The organism is Paenibacillus sp. ALE3, assembly GCF_054113405.1.
In genome coordinates, this window is the sequence record NZ_CM134214.1 from 2,063,991 (window position 1) to 2,080,712 (window position 16,722).

The following is a 16,722-nucleotide window of genomic DNA, read 5'->3' on the forward strand; positions in this document are numbered from 1 at the left end:
CGACCCTAGCCAATTGCTGAGTCCGTTCTTTTCGTGATCTCGAAGCAAGAAAGTTCTACATGTATCCGTTCAACTCCCATCATTAAATTACATCCAGTTTATCACAATAGTAATTTAACTACAACCTGCGTTAGTTTCATTTAGGATGAAGCCTCGCGTAGGTCGACATGCTCCTTAGATTGATTACTGTTATTCAACTATCTTCTGCATATCATTGCTTCGCAACCAGCACGCCGGAAAGAAATACTTAAAGGTTTGGATATAGGATAGGAAATGCATTAGCAGCGATACGGGCCCAAGATGATTATTAGAGCCAGTAAGTTAATTGGTAATGAGATAGAGGGCGATATTATTACAGGTGCCTTATTCTGTACAGCAAAAGAGGGTAGGCGTATTTTTGGGGACTTGAATTCATTTCATGTAGATAATATGGGTGGGGGATATATTAATTCTACGGATGATATGGTTTATTTTCAAAATGAGGTTAATTTTACTGAAGCTACTGTAAGTGGGCTTAAGCTCGGAATTGAAGATTTTATTGAAAATCTCGGGGAAACAATCAGAGAGTTGAGAAACGATGTTGCTTCATTAAGAGGTGATATGTACGATGATGTAATTGTGAACGCTACATTTGATCCATCATCAAGAAATAAAGAGGGTTTTAGGGGAATACAATATGAGCGTAAATGGAAGAACATTGTTTGAAAACGCTATTGCCGTCGATGGTACAGCTTATGTACCTTTGCGCCCGATTTCAGAATCTTTGGGGACGAACCCAGCGGTGAAGGGGAAAACTATTGAAATTACAACAGGAACCCCTTCTTCATATATGGTTGTTGAAGAGCAGTCACAAGCAATGGCTTTGAAGAATAACCCATATACCAATTGGTCCAAGGAACTAATTGTAAAGCACTTTGGGACTGTGGAGGAATTGATCGAAATACTTAATAATGATATTACAAAATCTGAAAAGTCATTGACTGACATCGATAGAAGAATAGGTGCGACAGGGGACGATCAAAAACTTATTGAGCGCATTGAAAAAAGCGTCACCGTGACAAAAAGCCCTCTTAAACAGAGGGCTTTTACTTTTATGAGAGGGATTAGTATTAGACTACCTTTAATAATAGGTATCTTAACACGTTTATTGAATCGGAACGCAAATTTCGCAACGATGATTATTAATAAGTTCAATTGTATAGCGCTCCAAGATAGGTTTGGTTTCATCTAATCTGAACTTTTGGTTTTTCAACTCTAGAAATATTTCGCCCCAAGCCTTTTGAACAGCTTCTGCTGTATGATTTATCTTAAAAACAGCGTATCTTCCTCCACTAATATTGCTTAGACTTACTTCATCAGTATTAACACAGTAACCATCAGGAATAACCAAACATGCATCGTAGCGACAATTTTCCGGCTTCACAAATGCAGGATTATCTTGGGCAATGCCGAGGATAATAGACTTATTATTAAATAATTTATTCGATTCAACCCAGTATTTAAATTTCTCCATTAGTTGTGAATTTGCAATTCCATACGGACCAATCTGTCTCATGTATGCAATTCTACAAGAAGGTATTTTTTCAATTTCAGCCTTCATATTTTCTTCTCTTTCTTTTTAAAGTACATCGATGTCTGAAACCATCTTATAATGCTTTAAAATGATAAACAACTCCACTTTAAAAATAATCAAATTAGTGTCTAATACCCAAAGAGCAGACTTATGTGCCTGCTCAACGATGTGTGATATTAAACTGCTGTGTCCCGATAGCTTAAACAAGTCTTACTTATAGAGACTCGATTCCCCATTCTTTATATAAGTCGTTAAGCTCATGCGATGTCTTTGTAACAAAACTCTTAACCACATCTACCTTTAAATAAATTGGGGTTATCTGGGGTTCATTGTCCTTATTACGTAGCCATTGTAGTTTTATATCTCGGTACTGATTTACTTCAATTTGTGTTAACAATGGTTCAATACTATAGGCATTTCCTACACAGAGCTTGTTGAGAACATCTTCTGCCCATTCTTCTCTTTTGATTAAATTAAATTCTACTTGGTTTGCTTCCATATTATAGATTTTTCTTATTTCATCTTTTTCTCCTTGATACTCACGTTCAAAATTCGAATAGACTGTTTCCGTCCATCTTATGTCCGCATAGATATGGGCAAAATACCCTAGTATGTAATCTGTCCAGTTAGTCTCAACATTAAGGTTTAAATAATACTGGCATCTTTCCTTAAGTACCTCACTACTAGGGAATCTATCTTCACAAACAAAATGTGTAATACCCTTTTCGCTTCTTGTCACATCTCCCCTTACATGGACAGCATCTGGAGCAATACTCCCAATTAAGAAACTAGAAGATAGAGTACGCGAGCAAAGTTCTAAAGCTATAGCAAAATGGACCATTGGATAAGGCATTCTTTAGAACCTCCTAAGTTAAGACAGTCGAATAGTTATAATGTAGCTATACGCCAATATATTACAAAATATTGAAACTGGGCATATTTGAAAATAGCTAGTCATTTTCTTTACCTTTATATTCTATAATTCGTTGAAGAGAAATATGAATTGCTCTGAGATAACTTACTATGGTTATAAAACCGATCACTAAAATAATTATGAGTAGATCCATAGGTAACTCGCTCCTAACTCAAACAGAAGATTTGGTCATCCTCCATATTACCATAATTGGAACTTTACTTCCTGTTAGCTTAAAGATGTATAGTCACTCTACAACCTTATTTTTGCTGAGCAATATTTCTGTTTAAAATCCGCACCGTTATAGTAATAAAACCAATTTAAGATATAAGTATGAAAGCCTCTGATAAATCAGGGGCTTATTTTGCGTCTTGAGGGGGTGACGAAACCCATGGCAAAGATAAAATCCACATTGGACATACAACTGGATCTAACCAGACCTGTTGAGGATTTAACTGAGATCATTTCTGCTGTAATTGCTTCACAGCCACATAAACGTAAAGAAATACTTGAGGGGTTGGATATAGCAGTAGGAAATGCATTAGCAGAGATACAGGCCCAGGAAGAAAAGGAACAGAAAGTAGACGATGATAGCTCAGGAAAAGTTTCCTGAACGGAGAGACGGGGGAAGCAAGGTGGATAAGTGGGAGGTTTTTAAGTTCAGTACTGCTTTAGGAAGCAGCGCTGTGACGTATTTTTACGGTGGGTGGTCGGGAGTATTGGGGGTGTTACTTGCTCTGGTCATTATTGATTATGTGACTGGATTATTTACCGCTGGCGTAGAAGGTAAGAAGGGAACCGGGCCCGGTTTAAAAAGCAAGATTGGTCTTATCGGTATCGCTCGAAAGGTATTTATTTTTGCAATGGTAGCAGTATCCCATCTGATTGATGGAGTCTTAGGCGATTCGCACCTATTCCGGGATGCGGTCGCCTATTTTTATATGGCAAATGAGCTGCTTTCGATTCTGGAGAATGGCGGTAGACTCGGCGCATCTATCCCACCAGTGATCCGACAGGCAGTCGAAGTTTTGAAAAGTAAAAGTGGTAATCAGGAAGGAGAGAAAGAGGATGCAACAACGAAACAGCCGTAATGCTCAAGGAATTGACGTATCCCGTTATTAAGGAAAGATTGATTGGAAGGCAATCAAGGCAGATGGTATTTCATTTGCCTTTGTTAAAGCAAGTCAGGGACAACGTTATGTTGATCCGACATTCATTGCAAATGTAAAAGGGGCCAGGGCAGCAGGCTTGTTGTTGGGCGCCTATCATTTTTTAGGTGCATGGCTCCAGAACCTATGTACCGCTGCAGTCTTTGGCAAATGCCTTGGGCTTATCCTATCACTGGGATAACGCCCGTAAGGAAGCGCATTTAAACGGAGCCAAGCTGCAAACTGTCCAACTTGTAGAGGGTATAGCGTATGTGCAGCTCAGACCAATTGCTGATGCTTATGGGGGCGGTAGTGTCTTGGGATTCAAAAAATAAAATCGCATCGTTTAAAACGAAAGGGGAAAAGTAATCATGCAAACAATTATCGAAACTGTACAGCCTTATGTAAATACCATTGTCACAGCCACTGCGGGTGTGCTTACAGCGTTTGTTTTAGGAGGTCTGAACAAACTCAAGACTAAGGTTAACGTGTGGCTAGAAGCGCGTACAACGGCAGCACAAAGGGAAGTTATTCATAAGATAGCAGGAGAAGGCTTTGCCTTTGCTCAAACAGCATTTAAAGAAGCTGGAGGAGAACGTAAGCTTCAGGAGGCTTTGCAGTATGCTTCACTTACTCTTTCCAGCCAAGGTATCGTAGTATCCAAAGTAGAGCTAAAATCCGCGATTGAGAAGGCATATCTGGAGTATAAGGCCAAAACAAAAGCGGTACTGGCTACTGAAGCGCAGCCAAACGAGGATGCGGCACAGGCCGCAGCTAAGGAAGCTGTATCGGGGCTTGCTGCAAAGCTTAATGATTTCTTGGCACAGGCTACAGCAGAGGTATCATCCGGTCAGGTTCAGACAGCAACTGAGTCTATTCAAGAACCAACAGAATCAGTACAAGTGCCTGCTACGGAGCAAGACTAATACGGCTATAGTTACAAAGTAAACACTAAGCAGATAAAGAAATCCGGAAAGATAGCGTAAGCTTGCTTCTTTCCGGATTTTTGGCATATCGCTAATCAGAACAATTACTTGTTCAGCAGCATGAAGTTATTGATAAAACCCTCTTTCTGTATGAAGATCGGGGTTTGGGTTTTCGAAGTGAAGTCATAATAGTACACGCCACGTCCTTCGTCCTGATTTTTCAGGGAGGTGCTACCTAAATAATAAACTCCCTTGCCGTCTGAGGACATATAGACAAATTGGCGGGATAAAATAGGCAACTCTATTTTGGTGCGTTTACCTGTTGTAATATCAACCAGACTATACTCAGTAGTGCCGAAATTAGTTAACCGACTAGTTACGAGGAGCAGTTTATCATTACTGCTGGACATTGAAGATATCTTTTCTTTTTTCAGTGTGATTATAGAACGCTCTTGCTTGGTGACGCTATTGATTTCTATAACCTTGTTGTCCGGGGGGACCATAATGGTCTGTGTTCGGTCTGAAATGTCACTTTGTTTATCTCGCTCCCTCTCCGAATACTGTGAATTGTAAATTGTATTTTTTGCTGAATTATAGGCTATAGACCAAGTGATTTTATCTTGGTTTTCATCATGCATAAATTTCATGGTACGCGTTGATTTATTGTAGAAAATAGTTTTAAGTGTCCGCTCTCCTTTTTTGACCGCAACCAGAACGAGGGGGCCATCCGGAGTAGTTGGTACGATATCATTGATGGCAAACAAATTATCGGTAAGCTGTTCGGTTTTTTTTGTATTCAAGTCGTACGAAAATAATTGGTCTCCCTTATCACCAACATCGGCAGAGTAATAAATTTTGTGATCAGGCAAGGACACTACAGAAAGCGGGTATTGAGAGGTATAAGGAACATCGGCCAGTTTGGTCAATTTTTTACTGTTTAAGTCGTATGTCATAACTCGCATAACCATGCCTTGATCTGTGTTCTTCCCATTCACATACTCTGTATAAGTCATGGATAGATATTGACCTTGTTCGACTGGAGCTGACTTTTCGTCTGATTGGATTTGTTTCGATGGAATTGATTCTGATGCTGGAGTAGAAGATGGAGAGCAGGAAGATAACAGAGTTGGAACGAGCAAGGAAAGTATAAGGAGTCTAAAGAATTTGTAGCTGCTTGTTCTCAAAACGAAGCATCCTTTCTGAGATAAGTGATGAATCAAACTGAATATGATAACGAAAAGGGAAAAGGATAGGACGCGAGATCCTATCCTTTTTTTTGGTATAAAGATATTAAAAATCATAGGAATATCTTGCTGAAAATGAGACGTAAGAAGCCCAACTTAAACCTACCTTCTCTACACCCGTTTTCCAAATATCAATGACTGCATCTGGAAGACTCCCATTATCAGCTTTATAAAAATTAGCTGCGATATTATTATCGGTATTCCTTACCCGAATTTCTGTCCCAAACTTGGGATTATCAATTGCTCCTTTTGTTGCACAGTCACCTTTGCCGAGTATATTGGAATTTTCCCCATACGTGTCTGTGAAGTTTGTTCCTCTCCCTGTGCCTCGAACATAGCCACTAGATGTTCCGCTAATTTTAATTTCATTATCATGTGCTCCATATGTATAAGTCCCAGGTGATTTGCGTGTACCGCGTGGTAATGCTTGAAGTGAAACATTATTAGTAGTAATCGCATTTTCTTTTTGATCAGGCAAGATAATATCCTTGATGTAACCTTCGCCATCATAAATTACTTTTAAACCAGGCTGAGGGTCAGGGTTATCAATATGATATACCGGCAGTGACTTGGTTTCTTCTACGATCTCTTTATCCCGTTGTTTTTCTTTTTCCAGCTCAACCTGTTGTTCAGCAGTAAGTGGGGCAATAGCAGCTAGAGATTTTTGCGGTTCAGGTACCGGAGTTCCTTTTTCCAATACAACCATGTTATTGTTCTCATCATATTGGATAATGGTACCCGCTAACATTTGGTCAGGGATTTTTTCTCCTTTCTCAGCATGGGAGATTGCTGGACTGACGACTCCCCAAGAGATGAGTAACGATGCAGCTAGAAAAGCTTGTAGGAGAAATTTTACTTTCATACAAAGTACCTCCTTGAAAAATTTGTAAATACAAAACCAGCGTAAAGGAATCTACTAATATTGTCAACCTTTTTATGGCATTTATGAATATATTTAATATTTTTTAAGATGGGTATAGGCTGCGGAGAGTGTTCTTTACGTCATTTTATGCCACCGATTATGCCGAAGTTCTTTAATAAAATGCAAAAGAAATGAAGGTTATTGACAACTGTTAAATTATGGACAACAATAGAATGCAATAATATAAAAGTTTTGGAATTTCTGTATGAAAGGTGGATATGACATGAAGCATACACCTACGATTCGAGCAGAATTAGACAGATACCTACAACAAGAGGGTTTGAGCTTAGCGCAATTTGGACAACTTGCAGGCATGAATAGGGGAATAATAAGTGCTATTGTGACGGGGAATAAGTCTATGTCTGTTAACCAGCTTGACTTAATCACTGAGGCTATGGATTTACCAGAGGGTCACTTTTATGATCTATTTATAGAAAACTACATCATCGACCATCCTCCGAATATGAGGCGAATCGAGCCCTTTTTGTTTCGCTGTGCGGAGTTGGACAAGTTGGATGCAATCCGTCGAGTGGTGGGAGCCATCATGGACAATCTGCTGTATTCACCCAAGCTATTTGAAATAGCGGAAGAATTATTGTCGCAGGGACGACATGAGGCTGCATTGCTGCTCTATGAGGGGGTAGCTGAAGCGGAGAGATATCAACATTCTGAACGTTTGGCAGTCTGCCAATATCGTATATTTACGATTCAAGTTGGAGACGATCAAAGTCGTAACATCAGGGCGGCAGCGGTGTTTGAAGCTTTTGTCGAACGCCTAGATGAAATAGACCAACTTGACGCATTAAAGGATTTGGCAAACGTGTACAGGTCTTTGCGTAAATGGGACAAGGTAGACGAAATGGCAAGGCAAATGAGAGCTAAAGCGGAAATCCAGTATAGTTTAAAACACCAAGAAAAACGTGAGTTACGAGATATTGAAAAGAGAACAAGAGGTCCACTATTTGGATACATTGCCTATGCTGACCTGTTATGTGCTAGTGTTTGTGAAGCCCGGGGCGATTACCAGCAAGCTCTACAATATACATACGCCTATGCGGATTTAGAATGGGTTAAAGAGGATGACGAGGATACAAAACACTGGGTAAATTTGTTCAGTCAGTGGGCAGAAGGTAATATATATGTAAATAAGCTTCTGTCTGGAGATGTTGGCGTACTGCCAGACTATGTTGAATATATTGCAGCAACATCAAACGCTAACGAGAATGAGAAGCTCTCAAAGCTGCTGAACATTATGATAGCGGCTAATAGATATCAAATAAATGTGGATGATGTCCTCTCGCGTTTTGAAATGGACATTCATTCCTTTGCTAAATTACCGACTGTTGCTGATATGTACACTCAACAAGTAATACCAGACTATTTCGCATGGTTTGGTTTCGAGATGGCTCATTATTATTTACATCGAGGAAAGTACACTGATGGCTTTAAATTTTTGATGAATGCAGTGGTAAAGTCACATATAATAAATAATGAAACATACTTTATAAACTGTATAGGCCTATTTATGCGTTTCCAGGACCATGCGGCTCCTGCAATTCAAACGGAGTTTTCCAATCTAATTGAAAAGGTGTGGTTGAGTAATGTTAAAGAAAATAACACTGTCAATCATTTCGAGTAGTTTTTTGTTTTTTTTGGTCGTACCTGGTATTCAAATTCTTGTACAGATTGGTGGATTCTAAAAAAGGCTCTGCTAACCTCAGGTTGGCAGAGCTTTCTTTAGTGCAGGAATTACCATACATACGGCAGAATAACTATTTGAAGTGATCAGCATGAACCATATATATAAAGTGTTAAAGTCGGATATAGAGTTGTTTGCAGCTGCCTTAAATCAGGTAAGAGTATATGTTGTTCAGCCGTTGGGTGAGGATTTGATAGATATCGTGGACTACGGCGGACCGGTCGAAAAATACACACCGGAGTCGATTAAGATTAACGGATCTTACTTCTTTCGCAAGTAGTTTGAATTTAGAGTAGAAGTGAAAGAACCTACCAGATTGTAGACGGTGTCCCTTAAAGGTAGACCATATCAAAAATAGGAGGGGAAAATGATGAAGAAAAGAATATTTCTGTTCTTGATTTTATCTTTATCTATAGCCACTACGATAGGTGCAGCTTCAGCTTCACCCAGTAAAACTAGTGGAAACAACATAATTTCTCAAAGATCGGGCGGAAGCGCAACTGTAAAAGAAGCCTTTAGTGTCCCTAAAGGATGGGGTCATGTTAAACTTTGTATGAAGAATCACTCTGATCATCCAGTAAGAGTAAGTTTAACTCACAGCGGTTCAAACAAACTATATATTGAAGCATTAGTAATCGCTCCTCATGATACAGTGACTTGGAAATCTACTGACCAAGGTTTTAGCGACGGTTTGCGTTCTGGAGACTACATACTTCAGTGGAGAGGCAGCGATTATAAAGTTGACGGAGAAACATGGGGAGTAGCTGATTCACAGCCTGGAAACCTCTAAATTCCCTAGGAATACAACTTGTCTTCTAGGAAGGTTAACTATGTGTTTGTTCAAGTCAGCAAGTGAATTAATCCCCTTAATTGGTCGGGAGAGCTTTTTTCGTTGATCAATTTGAATTTAGAGTAGATGTGAAAAAGGACTCTGGTGGTATGTAACCAGTATGGAGTCCTTTGTTGTTTATTTAGTTGAATACTTACTTATTTCAAACGTAAGGACTTTGTTGAAGATTACGTAGTTTTTACGGTTGCTGAATGGGCCTTTGTTGTTATTATGTTTATCGATCGCAAAGAATGAAGGGCCTCTACCTGCATCTTTAGCATCATACCAAGCAATGAAAGCAGTCAGTTCTTTTTTACTCAGGTCGAATTCCTTATCAAATCCATTATCCATTGTTACAGTCAAAATAGCGTGGTCACCAGTTGGTTGTGATGGTTCGGTTGGTTCAGTTGGCTCCGTAGGTTCAGACGGATTAGGCTCAGGAATTGGTGTTGGATTTGGCGTCGGTGTTGGTTCAGTTGTCGGTTTAGGATCTGGCGTTGGAGAAGGTTCGGGTGCTGTTACTATGTCTTTACTGTTAAAAAAGTCGATTTCCCTGATGTTAATTGTTTCTTTTGATAACCCCATAAAAGAGACGAATCTAACATTTTGTTGTAACCTAGATACTTTGGCATCGCTTTTAAGTTTAAAAGAATCGATATTTTTGATTTCTCCTAAATCAATTACAATCATTTTACCAGCAGGCATTGAGTAACTTGTTTCTTCATTATTATCTGTAACCATGGAATAAAAATGGTAATAAGTAAGGCGAAGCACGAAATTAGATTAAGCTTTCTTTTCATGAATAAATCTCCTTTTGTTTTATTTGCTTAGTAAGCATACAAATAATAAAGAGGGATGTATAAACATTTATGTATATATATTCAAAATAAAGTTTGATAATAGATTTTAATTCATACTCTCTCAAGTTAACCATAACTGAAGGGCCTTTTTTTGTTTTGCGACAAGCTATGCGATACTCCGACATGACTCTTCAATTAGTATAGAGAAAGTTTAAATACTATGGAGGTGTCGTATGATAAAGGGATTGCAAGAGGATTAATCGTATTTTTACTAGCTGCTATTTTTTCCGTTCAAGGCGTTTAGGCTGAACCGACAGCAATCAACCAACAAGCAGCAGCCGGACATTCTGCTGTATGTACGATTGACAGAGATAGAGCCGAAGAAAACAGAAAGAGGAGTCACTTAAGGGCTATCCAACTAAAAAAGGATATGACCTTGATGAATGGCCAATGGCAATGTGTGCAGAAGGTGGCGCAGGTGCTGATATAAGAATACATAACCCCTAGTGATAACCGGAGAGCAGGTAGTTGGGTAAGTCATCAGTTAGATAAGTATGCTGATGGCACAAAGGTAAGGTATGTGAAATAAAAACAAGGACTCAACCAGTATAGAAGCTGGTATGAGTCTTTTTTAATGTCCAATAAAAAATAAATATGCAAAAATATAGAACATATTTATAGATAAGCAAGTTTATGTTTAGACACATTTCCTCAATTAAATTATTCTTAGTTCTATTAAAAATATTGGAGGATTATTTAATGAAGAAAGCATGTATAACAGTTTTATTTTTAGTTCTTTTATCTCTTCCCTTGTCGAATGTTTTTGCAGCTGAAGCAGAGTATTCAGAAAATCTAGTTCCACATATGACAACTAACATTTTTCCATCTGGAGTAGCAAGTGCTAGTAATGAATATTCATACGCATATGAGGCGTTTAACAAAGAATTTGCTACTATTGCTAGTGCGTGGACATCAAGTACAGCTTCTGCTTGGCTAAGATATGACTTTCCTAAAGCCGAAGTTATTGAGCAATATGTGATATATCCACAGACAACGGCAACTGACCGTGCCCCTAAAGATTGGACTTTCGAAGGCTCAAATGATGGGGTTACTTGGAATGTGCTAGACACTCAGTCAAATATCACTGGATGGGTAGATAGCACTCCTAAAAAATTCACTTTCTCTAACCCTAATTCGTACAAAGATTATAGAATTAATATTACAGGCAATAATGGAAGTCAGTATCTAGCTCTTAGCGAATTAGAGATGATGTCTAAAGTATCGAGTTCCACTCCTAATCCAGGAACAGAGGACCCGGACCAAACTTCAAACGGGGATCGTGCTATTCTAGTAGTCACCATGACAACTGGCTTGGAGAAGGAATTTGATTTGAGTATGAAAGATGTCAATGACTTTATTGCGTGGTATGAGGCTAAACAAGCAGGTTCTGGATCGGCTTCGTACGCCATTAATAAGCACGATAACAATAAAGGCCCGTTCAGTAGCCGTAAGGACTACATGCTGTATGATCGTATCCTAACATTTGAAGTAAGTGAATATTCTAAATAAATTTAAAAGCTCTGCTAACCTTAATTGGTCGGTAGAGCTTTTAGCTGTTCACGCCACTTATAGTGTATCAAGGTATTCTTTCTGGAATTTGATAAAATCTTGCACACTATCGTGATAGGTAAATCTACCGCCATTTTTATCAATAATCCAGTTGATCTTCTCGTCATTTAACAAGACTCCATACATGCAGTGATGAAGCAGTTCAATTTGCTTTTCATCCCTAATTCGGATCAAGTGTTTTTCTTGTTCGTCAATGAGGTACCATTTCGTTTCTGCTTCATCCACATCCGCATCCACATACAGTATTGATACCGACAAGGGGAATGGCCAGTCAAACCAATGTTCTCGCTTGTCTTCTCCATAACCTTCAAATGCCATGGTTATTTCCTCCTACTTGGATAATTTCCTGATTAGTTTAAATGTATAAACGTGCTGTGATTGTACGCTTTATTGATAACTGTTTTTTGGGAACTCGCAGCTATTCTTAGCCTTTGGCATCTTGGCACCAATGCGGTGAATGACTTGCCGTTTGAGGTTGGCACGAACTGCGATGCTTCTGTTTAGACTAGGGTAATAGGGGGGACGAACTTTATTGTAAATCCCTCATTTGCTCAATTTGTAAAGGCAATGCTAGTTCAAGAGAGAATTTTCGGTAGCCCCTTTTGGCAATGGACGACGTAGGCTTTTAGGAATACACACGTTAAAATTACTGCTGTTCTTGATTTATCCTACTGGCTCAGGAATATCGCCCCCATAATCTTTCCATGGCTTCACGTGCGCCATCGTAAACTTCTGCAAAAGTTTAGTGTAACTTTGGCAACGTCTATTCCGTAATTGTTGCATAAAAGTTGTGTCCTGCTTTCGTCGTTCATTGTTTTGATCTGTATAGTATACAGAAACGCCGGGTAACAAAGAAGTTGAATGCTTTGTTACCTGATATCGAACGCTACCACCAATACTCTACATTATTCTGCTGGTCGAAGACGGATACGCTCTATATTGTAATCATAGAGGGCTGGGATGGTGCCAAAAGAACATTACATTTCTCGTTTGGAAATAGCCATTATACGGTATTAAACCTCCAATGATCTGAAGTTTATTTTTCTGTACTCAGAATATAATTTGTCCATAACACATCAGGAGGCTGCATACTGTCATGTCAATAAGACTCGAAGGTAATGGATTAGGGGAAAGCAGCCGCATCATACCGGAACATAAGGAAGCGTATCTAAAACTCATGAACGACAGTTAACGGCGCGGGAAGCCAGAATTGGATGATCAGAAAGTGCAGCTAATCAAGCAAGCGCTAATAAATTCCTACAACTCACGTACGGCTGCCACACGGTGAAGATGATTTTAGCTGGGTTAAGTTGGAGGATATTATTTCTGCAGTACATAAAAGGCCCTAGGTAACCGGGGCTTTTTTTACGCCCTTTAGCACGTTGAAAATATGTTTACTATTTAATATTTTTCGTATATATTAATATTTGGAAATTAGTTTTTTCTCAATTTTTTCCTACAAAACTAGATTGAATTAACAGAGGAGATTATTTCAATGAGCATTTCATTAAGAATAGAACGCAAATCCGGTGGTGAACCAATCGAGTTTGTAAAAGGTGAGATCATTGGCTTTACTTATAATAATAATAGTTCCATAAAACTTTCAGCTAAGTCTCCGAACTTGGCTCATTCGCTACATATTCAAAGCAAAATTCCGCTTCATTCGCTTCCTTCAGTTATAGACAATGCGGATAATTCCAACATGCTGTATACATGGGCAATCACAGAATATAAACCTGATACTGAGGATTACTATCGCAAATGTAATATCCAAATCGTTAGAAATGAAAATACAATCCGAGATATTACGTTTACACACGCTTATGTAGATAAGTATCAAGAACAGATTGATACTAGCAAAGAGATCCTTGAGTTTGAACTTGTTTTAAAACAAAAAGAAGATCAATTGGGAAAAATTCAGTACAGTCCTCAGGTAGAACCTAAGGAAACAAGAGAACAGGATGAGCCTGATGCCTCGAAAAAAGTATTGGAAGGTGCATACAGTAAGAATATGTTAGTGTATGCAGGAAATAATACTTTTCCGTTTGAAAATCCGATGGTAGAACTAGAAAAGACTTGGGTGCGAGGCGTAGAGAAGGTAAAGAATTCAACAGATACTGTAATACATTATCCTGATCGTAAAGCATTTGCATTAGTAGCTGTTCCTATAGCTCGAAAGAAGTACGGGGACATCACAGCCAATTTACTTCAACATTCCCTAGATTACAAACCAGGGAATTTACACTTTAACGAGTGGTCATATGAGGCGCAACAAATTAAAAAATCTAAAGAACATAATATGTATGTAATTGAAAAAGAAGTACAAAAAGCAAACGACAAAAAAGTTAAAATTTTTTCAAGTTATGGGTCTATTGCAATTGAAAGTGACAAAGATTTATATAACGCTTTTCACAAAATGAAATACAAAATAGATGGAACATATGTAAAAGGACAATGGGAAATTACTACAATATATTATGATAAATATAATTTTGAATATAATTTTAAACAAATGTTTACTGGGGACAACAAACTCGGTTGGGCTGCGGCCAATCTAACAAATTTAATGGAATCATGGGGAACACTCAATGAGTATACATCTTATGTTACAGTAACTGATACAAAAAAAGCTTGGAAGTGAGGTGTGAAGTGCAGATGAAACGCAGACACATCTACATCTTGATCTCTCTACTAGTTATAACTACTACTATAATTTTTTTGGCAAATTCTGGAGAAGACACGATGAGGAAGTACCCTTATGGAAAAGATACGCTAGAGTTTTTTGGAGATGGGACTTTTCAGATTTACAGGGGGGGAGGAGCGGGTGAGCCTCCAATACTATACACTCATCAAATTGAAGCCCCAAATACAGTGATTGATAACGTTCTGTCATATAAGATAAAAAAAAATATCGTATACGTGGTTGGTGAAAATAGCTTCATTAAATTGGATTCAAGTACCAACACGTACGAGCAAAAGAAACGGATTTCTGACTTTACTTCCAAAGATAGAGAGATATTCAATAAATTAATGGAAAAGTAGAGGATACCATAAGCAAATATGGTAGCAAGGGAGTTCTAGCTTGTTCACAAGTCCTATATGCACACAAGAAGAACTTTATCAAAAGTATATACAAGCCAAAATGTTGACTCTTAATATTAGAGATTTACCTAATATATTTTGTCGACTTCATAATTTTGATCAATTGCGTTTTAAAGATGACACTGAGGTTGGTTTCTGCAATTTCAGTTCTAAACTCTCGTAGAATTTTATTTCAACGGCAGCCTTGGAAGAGGAAATATAATCCTAGACTGCCGTAGCTTTATTAAAATTAACATTCATCGTTAGCTTGCTCAGGAAACGAACTTTAGAGCTGCATCAATATATATTTTTAACTAGCTAGTTTCAGCCCCACAGCAGAGCTAAGGACCAACCCTATACACAAAATGCGCATTAAACCGCGGGGCTCACTATAAAGGATCATGCCGAGGATAGCGCCTCCAGAAGCGCCAATTCCAGTCCATACAGCGTAAGCTGTCCCCATCGGGAGTGTTTGCATTGCCAACGATAAAAATATAAAACTTAGGCCAAAACCAGTAATCAAAAGAGTCAGCGATTTCCAACTGCGGGTTTGATTGAACCTGTTTATAAGCAGAACCCCGATCATTTCAAAAATGCCCGCTAAGATCAAATACACCCAATTCATAGTCCACTCACCTCCTCTTTCTTCTTACTAAGCATTTTTAGTCCAATCACTCCAATAAGTAGCAGCCCGATTAAAGCTACTTTCGAAACACTTATGTCTGCGCCAAACAATAGAATTTCAGCTACTACAGTTCCAGCTGTCCCTAGCCCGACAAATACAGCGTATACAGTTCCAACCGCTAATGAACGAGCCGCCTTGATCATCAAATAAAAGCTGATGTAAATTGCGATTAATGTACCACTCCATTCCCAAAAACTATCCGCATGCTTTAACCCACTGACCCAAGCAACCTCGAATATAGCGGCCACAATGACTGAAAACCACGTTTTGTTCATAACACGCTCCTCCTTAAACTTCTTATTAAAAATTGGGCAAAAAAGAAAAAGATAAAAGCCCGGAAAATAAACCGCACAATGCGGTTATCTCCCAGGCTTTTATCCCTCCGTGTCACAGCCACTTGGCTGTGCGTTTTCTCTTGGACCAGACCAATCTTGCGATTGCGGAACCCTAGAAAACGTTTTTATTCAGTTATTGGCTAAAATCATACTAACACGCGATGTAACATGAGTCAATTTACAACTCCACCACTAACCTGCCAGTTACTTTAACGCCGATGCTTAGTCTACAACTGCATCTTCACTGGATTCGCCTGGTTGGGTGTATTTTCCATTTAACTGAATGCCCGGTCACGGAGTCGTAGCTATACATATATTAAGGTGAAAACAATTAAAGGAGGGCTAAAGCTATGAGTGGATGTGCAGGTGTGTGGACTTCTACAGCGGCAATTTTGGTGCTTTATATCCTTTTGGTTATCATCCTTAAATCGTGTTGGGTTTAATTTTGTGAAGAAAATTGTATAGTGCCCCATCAACAAGTTCAATACCCTTATTTCTTTGGTAATCTGCCCGAAATCAGATTAGATAACAAGCTCTGCCGACCGATTAAGGTTAGTAGAGCTTGTTTTATTTGAGCATTTTCTTGATTAGCTTTAATAACTCAGAAGCGCTATGATCCACTTTCATGCGTCAATGGTATTTTGATCAATGGTGCCTGCTCTAACGGAAAGGTAGTATCCAATGTTAATGAAAACGGGAATAAGAGTGGATATATTCAAAATAAAGGGAAAAATGTTTCTGTGGTGTTATTTAATTACCAGCATGCCCTATCACAGAATGTATTCTTACATATATTAAAATGACGACAGATAAAGGAGGTTAAAAGGCATGGGTGCATATGAAGGTAATGGCGGCGGCGGTGTATGGACTTCTACAGCGGCGATTTTAGTGCTCTTTATTCTCTTAGTTATCATCACTAAATCACTTTGGGTTTAATT

The 16,722-nt window shown here is 38.6% G+C and carries 22 protein-coding genes, 3 pseudogenes and 1 riboswitch; of the genes and pseudogenes, 17 read left to right on the forward strand and 8 right to left on the reverse strand.

Translation table 11 applies throughout. The features are described from left to right. Positions 1–300 precede the first annotated feature (300 nt). Positions 301–705: a hypothetical protein gene (locus tag ACXHJ2_RS09245; protein ID WP_165080753.1), complete on the forward strand. Its 405-nt coding sequence runs from the start codon at positions 301–303 to the stop codon at positions 703–705. Beyond that, positions 677–1,231 (forward strand): hypothetical protein, encoded by a 555-nt coding sequence (locus tag ACXHJ2_RS09250; protein WP_165080751.1) that lies wholly within the window; start codon positions 677–679, stop codon positions 1,229–1,231. Before ACXHJ2_RS09245 ends, ACXHJ2_RS09250 begins: the two co-directional genes overlap by 29 nt. On the opposite strand, the gene ACXHJ2_RS09255 is transcribed toward ACXHJ2_RS09250, so the two are convergent. Then, positions 1,145–1,600: an AraC family transcriptional regulator gene (locus ACXHJ2_RS09255; protein ID WP_081317847.1), complete on the reverse strand. Its 456-nt coding sequence runs from the start codon at positions 1,598–1,600 to the stop codon at positions 1,145–1,147. The genes ACXHJ2_RS09250 and ACXHJ2_RS09255 overlap by 87 nt on opposite strands. A 187-nt stretch (positions 1,601–1,787) precedes the next feature. Beyond that, positions 1,788–2,426 carry a hypothetical protein gene (locus ACXHJ2_RS09260; protein WP_165080749.1) on the reverse strand — a complete coding sequence of 213 codons (639 nt, stop codon included), beginning with the start codon at positions 2,424–2,426 and terminating at the stop codon, positions 1,788–1,790. Positions 2,427–2,877: 451 nt separating this feature from the next. On the opposite strand from ACXHJ2_RS09260, the gene ACXHJ2_RS09265 reads away from it, so the two are divergent. The 5 genes from ACXHJ2_RS09265 (at position 2,878) to ACXHJ2_RS09285 (ending at position 4,560) form a co-directional block, all read left to right on the forward strand. Next, on the forward strand, positions 2,878–3,099 hold the full coding sequence (locus ACXHJ2_RS09265; RefSeq protein ID WP_013371526.1) for a hypothetical protein: 222 nt from the start codon (positions 2,878–2,880) through the stop codon (positions 3,097–3,099). Further along, on the forward strand, positions 3,074–3,577 hold the full coding sequence (locus ACXHJ2_RS09270) for a phage holin family protein (protein ID WP_058829661.1): 504 nt from the start codon (positions 3,074–3,076) through the stop codon (positions 3,575–3,577). Before ACXHJ2_RS09265 ends, ACXHJ2_RS09270 begins: the two co-directional genes overlap by 26 nt. 67 nt (positions 3,578–3,644) lie before the next feature. Then, positions 3,645–3,836, forward strand: coding sequence for a GH25 family lysozyme (locus tag ACXHJ2_RS09275; protein ID WP_231124654.1), 192 nt, complete (start codon positions 3,645–3,647; stop codon positions 3,834–3,836). Continuing rightward, positions 3,763–3,969, forward strand: a complete 207-nt coding sequence (locus tag ACXHJ2_RS09280) for a stalk domain-containing protein (RefSeq protein WP_058829660.1) — start codon at positions 3,763–3,765, stop codon at positions 3,967–3,969. The genes ACXHJ2_RS09275 and ACXHJ2_RS09280 overlap by 74 nt, the downstream gene beginning before the upstream one ends. A gap of 36 nt (positions 3,970–4,005) precedes the next feature. Then, a complete protein-coding gene (locus ACXHJ2_RS09285) occupies positions 4,006–4,560 on the forward strand; it encodes a phage holin, LLH family (protein ID WP_058829659.1) in 555 nt (184 codons plus the stop codon). Positions 4,561–4,664: 104 nt separating this feature from the next. Here ACXHJ2_RS09285 and ACXHJ2_RS09290 read toward each other — a convergent pair whose 3' ends face one another. Both ACXHJ2_RS09290 and ACXHJ2_RS09295 read right to left on the reverse strand, forming a co-directional pair. Continuing rightward, positions 4,665–5,744 (reverse strand): hypothetical protein, encoded by a 1,080-nt coding sequence (locus tag ACXHJ2_RS09290; RefSeq protein ID WP_165080590.1) that lies wholly within the window; start codon positions 5,742–5,744, stop codon positions 4,665–4,667. Between the two features lie 106 nt (positions 5,745–5,850). Then, entirely contained in the window at positions 5,851–6,666 is an 816-nt protein-coding gene (locus tag ACXHJ2_RS09295; RefSeq protein WP_231124646.1) for a hypothetical protein, read from the reverse strand. A 283-nt stretch (positions 6,667–6,949) separates the two neighbouring features. Here ACXHJ2_RS09295 and ACXHJ2_RS09300 point away from each other — a divergent pair, with 283 nt between their 5' ends. From ACXHJ2_RS09300 to ACXHJ2_RS09310, 3 genes are all read left to right on the forward strand, one after another. Beyond that, a complete protein-coding gene (locus ACXHJ2_RS09300; protein ID WP_165080747.1) occupies positions 6,950–8,365 on the forward strand; it encodes a helix-turn-helix domain-containing protein in 1,416 nt (471 codons plus the stop codon). Between the two features lie 151 nt (positions 8,366–8,516). Next, positions 8,517–8,705 carry a hypothetical protein gene (locus tag ACXHJ2_RS09305; RefSeq protein WP_058829656.1) on the forward strand — a complete coding sequence of 63 codons (189 nt, stop codon included), beginning with the start codon at positions 8,517–8,519 and terminating at the stop codon, positions 8,703–8,705. Between the two features lie 87 nt (positions 8,706–8,792). After that, on the forward strand, positions 8,793–9,215 hold the full coding sequence (locus tag ACXHJ2_RS09310) for a hypothetical protein (protein ID WP_043885989.1): 423 nt from the start codon (positions 8,793–8,795) through the stop codon (positions 9,213–9,215). 177 nt (positions 9,216–9,392) lie between these two features. Here the strand turns inward: ACXHJ2_RS09310 and ACXHJ2_RS09315 are convergent. Beyond that, positions 9,393–9,647, reverse strand: a pseudogene (locus ACXHJ2_RS09315) (hypothetical protein); the annotation flags it as partial. Positions 9,648–10,388: 741 nt separating this feature from the next. Here ACXHJ2_RS09315 and ACXHJ2_RS09320 point away from each other — a divergent pair. After that, positions 10,389–10,643 (forward strand): annotated as a pseudogene (locus ACXHJ2_RS09320) (NucA/NucB deoxyribonuclease domain-containing protein); the annotation flags it as partial. Between the two features lie 170 nt (positions 10,644–10,813). Further along, positions 10,814–11,623: a discoidin domain-containing protein gene (locus ACXHJ2_RS09325; RefSeq protein ID WP_165080745.1), complete on the forward strand. Its 810-nt coding sequence runs from the start codon at positions 10,814–10,816 to the stop codon at positions 11,621–11,623. A 57-nt stretch (positions 11,624–11,680) separates the two neighbouring features. Here the strand turns inward: ACXHJ2_RS09325 and ACXHJ2_RS09330 are convergent, their stop codons facing one another. Continuing rightward, positions 11,681–12,001, reverse strand: coding sequence for a hypothetical protein (locus ACXHJ2_RS09330; RefSeq protein WP_058829655.1), 321 nt, complete (start codon positions 11,999–12,001; stop codon positions 11,681–11,683). A 778-nt stretch (positions 12,002–12,779) separates the two neighbouring features. Here ACXHJ2_RS09330 and ACXHJ2_RS09335 point away from each other — a divergent pair. From ACXHJ2_RS09335 to ACXHJ2_RS09345, 3 genes and pseudogenes are all read left to right on the forward strand, one after another. Next, positions 12,780–13,032: pseudogene (locus tag ACXHJ2_RS09335) on the forward strand (YolD-like family protein). Positions 13,033–13,178: 146 nt separating this feature from the next. Next, positions 13,179–14,324: a hypothetical protein gene (locus ACXHJ2_RS09340; RefSeq protein ID WP_058829654.1), complete on the forward strand. Its 1,146-nt coding sequence runs from the start codon at positions 13,179–13,181 to the stop codon at positions 14,322–14,324. A 14-nt stretch (positions 14,325–14,338) separates the two neighbouring features. Then, the gene (locus ACXHJ2_RS09345) at positions 14,339–14,725 is read left to right on the forward strand and encodes a hypothetical protein (protein ID WP_058829653.1); all 387 of its coding nucleotides are present in this window, start codon (positions 14,339–14,341) and stop codon (positions 14,723–14,725) included. 349 nt (positions 14,726–15,074) lie between these two features. Here ACXHJ2_RS09345 and ACXHJ2_RS09350 read toward each other — a convergent pair whose 3' ends face one another. Further along, positions 15,075–15,389, reverse strand: a complete 315-nt coding sequence (locus tag ACXHJ2_RS09350; protein ID WP_040103566.1) for a DMT family transporter — start codon at positions 15,387–15,389, stop codon at positions 15,075–15,077. Beyond that, entirely contained in the window at positions 15,386–15,724 is a 339-nt protein-coding gene (locus ACXHJ2_RS09355) for a DMT family transporter (RefSeq protein ID WP_040103567.1), read from the reverse strand. Before ACXHJ2_RS09355 ends, ACXHJ2_RS09350 begins: the two co-directional genes overlap by 4 nt. Before the next feature lie 86 nt (positions 15,725–15,810). Beyond that, positions 15,811–15,911: riboswitch (guanidine-I (ykkC/yxkD leader) on the reverse strand. 223 nt (positions 15,912–16,134) lie between these two features. On the opposite strand from ACXHJ2_RS09355, the gene ACXHJ2_RS09360 reads away from it, so the two are divergent. Next, on the forward strand, positions 16,135–16,227 hold the full coding sequence (locus ACXHJ2_RS09360; protein WP_225683653.1) for a YjcZ family sporulation protein: 93 nt from the start codon (positions 16,135–16,137) through the stop codon (positions 16,225–16,227). A gap of 385 nt (positions 16,228–16,612) precedes the next feature. Further along, a complete protein-coding gene (locus ACXHJ2_RS09365; RefSeq protein ID WP_016821960.1) occupies positions 16,613–16,720 on the forward strand; it encodes a hypothetical protein in 108 nt (35 codons plus the stop codon). The last annotated feature ends 2 nt before the right edge of the window (positions 16,721–16,722 follow it).